We start from the raw sequence: 3271 nt of genomic DNA, 5'->3' as shown, positions 1-3271 counted from the left end.
GGTGAAGACCAGCTGGGAGCCGAAGTCCAGGTAGCGCCGGCCGGCGTCGTCCAGGAGATGGCTACCTGCACCGCCGATGAAGGTCCGCGCCTGGCGTGGTCCTTGCACTGTCCAGGGGTGGAAGACCAGCTCGTCGAGATCCATCGCGCGCACCTCTCACCTGATGGGACCTTGGCTTTCAAGGTCCGGCACCGAGAGAGGCACCACAAGTTCAGTTCCTGAACCCGGGTGGCGGTGCCAGACTGGGCGGGTGCGGACTTACGGGCAGTACTGTCCCATCGCTCGTGCGTCGGAGCTGCTGGCCGAGCGCTGGTCCATCATCATCCTGCGCAACATCGTCATCCTGGGCTGCAGGAGCTTCAACGAGATCGCCGACGGCGCTCCGGGACTCTCCCGTGGCCTGCTGTCGAAGCGACTGCGAGAGCTCGAACACGCTGGCGTGATCGAGATCCGGGACAAGCCGGACGGCCGCGGCTCGACGTACACACCGACCGAGGCGGGTCGCGAGCTGTCGGCCGTCCTGGTGGCGCTCCAGCACTGGGGATCGAGATGGGCGGACCTGAGCCCCGAGCAGGGGCATCCCGGTGTGGTGTTGTGGATGTGGGCGATGTTCTTCCTCGATGGCGACGTGCTGCCGCAGCGTCGCACTCTGGTTCGGTTCGACTACCCCACGCTGCGCGGCGGGGGAAGCCGGAATTGGCTGCTGATCGAGCGCGGCAACGCCGAGATCTGCGAGAAGCACCCGGGCGGCGACGAACATCTCGTCGTCATCGTGAACGATCCCTTGGCCTTCGCGCGCTGGCATCTCGGCGAGCTCCGATGGGGCGCAGCCCTTCGATCCGGAGGGATCGAGGTACGCGGTCCCCGTGCACTGGCCCGAGCCTTACCAACCTGGCACCGGCATCACGACCACGGTCCACAACCCCTGCACGACGATGAACCTCACCGGGACCCGTCCTCGTCGACGGTCGCGGTCTCTACCCACTGAGGGTGCCCATCGTCAGCTGTGCGACTACGACGTGCGCCGCTGGGCGCCTCGACCCCCTTGCCCTCAGCCCGGCGACTTGACGTTCACTCGCCGGACGACTTCCGCGAGACCCAGGGCTGTTACCTAGGCTCAGACATATGACGGAGTACCAGGTGACCCGGTGGCGCGAGCTTCCGTCAATGGTGACAGCCCGGGCGGGCGACGAGACCGTGAAGTCCCAGCTCGCACCGCGGTTCCAAGAGGCGATCGATGAGGCTGCGATGAGGCTCGGTGACACCGGAGCCGACGACTACCTCGCGGGCTGGGATCGATCCCCGTGGACCGGGGCCGACGGAACGCCGGGGGAGGTGCTCGACCGAGTCATCGGCGAGCTGGACGCCGAGTGGCCGGTCGACAGGATCGCCGGTTACCTCGATGGGCTGGGCCGGTGAACCGGCTCGCCGCGCTGCTGGACGAGGGCCGTCCGGTCCTGGTCGACGGCGCCATGGGCACGTTGCTCCAAGACAGCGGTCTCGAGGACGGGGCGCCCGGTGAGCTCTGGAACCTCGAGAACCCCGACGCAGTCCGCGCCGCGCACAGGGCGTACGCCGACGCGGGAGCGCAGCTGCTGACCACCAACACCTTCGGCGGCTCTCGGCCTCGGCTGGACATGCACGGGCTCAGCGACCGCGTCCGCGAGGTGAACCGGACTGCGGCGCATCTCGCGCGATCGGTGGCCGACGCGCGCGGACTCCGCGTCGCCGGCTGCCTTGGCCCCACGGGCGAGCTGCTAGCGCCGCTCGGGACCCTGACGCGCGAGGAGGCGCAGGCGCTGTTCGCCGATCAGCTCGCTGCGCTGGTCGAGGGCGGGATCGACCTGGTGCTGGTGGAGACGCTGAGCGACCTCGCTGAGGCTGACGCCGCCCTCGCTGCAGCGCGGGAGGTCGCACCCGAGCGTCCGGTCGCGGTGACGATGAGCTTCGACAGCAACCTGCGCACCATGATGGGCGTCCGCCCGGGCGACGCAGTGGCGCACCTGGCCGAGGCAGGTGCCGACGCAGTGGGCGCCAACTGTGGTCGTGGTCCCGGCGAGATGGAGATCATTGCCGCGGAGATGGTGCAGGCCCGCACTGGCGGCGTACTCCTGGTCGCCCAGTCGAATGCCGGCCTCCCGCAGGTAGTGGGCGACCACTTCGAGTACGACGCCAACGCCGACGAAATGGCTGCGCACGCCACCCGGCTGGCCGAACTCGGAATCGACTTGATCGGCGGCTGCTGTGGCTCGACGTCGGCGCACATCGCAGCCATGGGTGCCGCCCTGCTCCCAACCTGAGCCTCGACGACGTGAGGGCGTGCCCCCGGGCGCGTGGAGCAGTACTTCGGTCGTGGGCGCTTGGCGTGGTCATCCTGGAGGTTCCGGGGCCGTTGTTCGTGCACAACGCGTGTTCGGGCGCGCTTGTCCACAAGCGGCGGTCGGGGCGGTCGATCTTGTCGGCGCGATGCGGGTGAATGGGTTCATGGCGATCACTCCGCTCCCGTATCCGACACCGGCTGACGCGGCCGGTGTCGTGGCGTCGGCGTGTGCGGGGGTCGACGGGGTCGCCGACGTGTTGTGGTCGGCCCGCCCCGACGGGGAGCTGGTGGCCGGGGTGGAGGAGATCCAGCAGCTGAAGGCGAGGACCGCCGCGCTGGAGGCCTCGCTGCTGGCGGAGATCGATGCCCGCGAGATCCCCCGTAAGCAGTTCGCCTGGGGGTCGACGGCGGACTGGTACACCCACCTGGCCGGCACCACCTGCGGCGAGGGGAAACGCACCGTCCGCCACGCGCGTGAGCTGGTCGCCGACCGGGCCGCCACCCACGGCGCGCTCGCGGCGGGCAGGGTCTCGTCGCAGCAGGCCGGGATCATCGTCGACGCCATCCGCCGGCTCCCCAAGGCTTCTCATGTGCGGCGGCGGGGTGAGCAGAGGCTGATCGCCGAAGCGGCCCGGTTGAACGCCTCCGAGCTGCACCGCGCCGGCCGCCACCTGCTGGCGGTGGTGGACCCGGAGGGTGAGGAGAAGCGGGCGGAGAAGGACCTGGACCGCGAGGAACGCGCCGCCCACCTCGACCGGGGGCTGTCGATCACCGACGACGGCCTGGGTGGGGTCCGGATCCGCGGTCGTGGCAGCGTCGAGGACGGCGCCACCCTGCGCGCCGCCCTCCTCCCGTTCACCAAACCCACGCCCGCCAAAGACCCCGCGGGCGACCCTGCAGGCGAGGGGTGTGAGTCGGGGGAGGACACCCGCGACCACGGGGCCCGGATGT

General features: G+C 70.1%; 4 protein-coding genes. All 4 read left to right on the top strand.

The features are described 5' to 3' along the window. Window positions 1–250 precede the first annotated feature (250 nt). A complete protein-coding gene (locus tag VFZ39_RS06925) occupies window positions 251–988 on the top strand; it encodes a winged helix-turn-helix transcriptional regulator (protein ID WP_330865002.1) in 738 nt (245 codons plus the stop codon). 137 nt (window positions 989–1125) lie between these two features. Beyond that, window positions 1126–1419, top strand: a complete 294-nt coding sequence (locus VFZ39_RS06920) for a virulence factor (protein ID WP_330865001.1) — start codon at window positions 1126–1128, stop codon at window positions 1417–1419. Continuing rightward, the gene (locus VFZ39_RS06915; protein ID WP_330865000.1) at window positions 1416–2300 is read left to right on the top strand and encodes a homocysteine S-methyltransferase family protein; all 885 of its coding nucleotides are present in this window, start codon (window positions 1416–1418) and stop codon (window positions 2298–2300) included. The genes VFZ39_RS06920 and VFZ39_RS06915 overlap by 4 nt, the downstream gene beginning before the upstream one ends. Before the next feature lie 184 nt (window positions 2301–2484). Continuing rightward, the coding region (locus VFZ39_RS06910; RefSeq protein WP_330864999.1) for a DUF222 domain-containing protein at window positions 2485–3271 on the top strand (787 nt) is incomplete at its 3' end.

This window comes from Nocardioides sp., from assembly GCF_036374615.1.
Classification (GTDB): domain Bacteria; phylum Actinomycetota; class Actinomycetes; order Propionibacteriales; family Nocardioidaceae; genus Nocardioides.
The sequence above is the reverse complement of the archived record's forward strand: the minus strand, read 5'-3'. Positions and strand labels throughout refer to the sequence as shown.